Origin of the sequence: Rahnella perminowiae (assembly GCF_019049755.1) — a bacterium.
GTDB classification, from domain to species: Bacteria; Pseudomonadota; Gammaproteobacteria; order Enterobacterales; family Enterobacteriaceae; genus Rahnella; species Rahnella perminowiae.
The window spans coordinates 1-557 of the sequence record NZ_JAFMOS010000066.1 but is presented as its reverse complement, the minus strand read 5'-3'; the positions used below and the strand labels follow the sequence as shown (position 1 = coordinate 557).

1 pseudogene is annotated in these 557 nt (G+C 36.6%); it reads left to right on the top strand.

Annotation, left to right across the window (positions count from 1 at the left end):
- Positions 1–557, top strand: a pseudogene (locus tag J1785_RS00330) (hypothetical protein); the annotation flags it as partial.

The following is a 557-nucleotide window of genomic DNA, read 5'->3' as shown; positions in this document are numbered from 1 at the left end:
GTCAATGATTGGTTCATTGAGCGTTGTTGGTTTATCGCAAGGTATAGCCCTGTTGACTTATTTCTTTGTAGGTGTCGTTGCAAATGGCTCTGTCTGGTTAGCTGAACAAATAATGGTGGCTTTTAATAGAATAATAGGAACTCTTCAAACAGCATTTAACCCACAAATTATAAAGCAACAGTCGATATTGCAAACACAGGAGGTTGCCTCATTAATTAAACTATGCTGCAAGCTGACTGCGTGTATTGTATTGATCTCGGCAATTCCTGTTTTCGTAGATACTAAAGTAATTATAAATTTATGGCTTTCCCAGGCACCACCATATCTTGAAGGTCTGATAAAAATAGTTGTTGTATACATACTTATAGATGCGTTGTCTGGGCCATATATTACTGCAATATATGCAGTTGGAAGGCTGCAAAAATATCAAGTTACCGTTTCTGTAATTATGATTTTGTCATTAGTTCTATCATTTGTGCTTTATTCACTAGGGTTCTCTATTTATGTTGCCTACTCTGCTCGGGTAGTTTGCTCTTTTGCATTACTCTTATATAGGG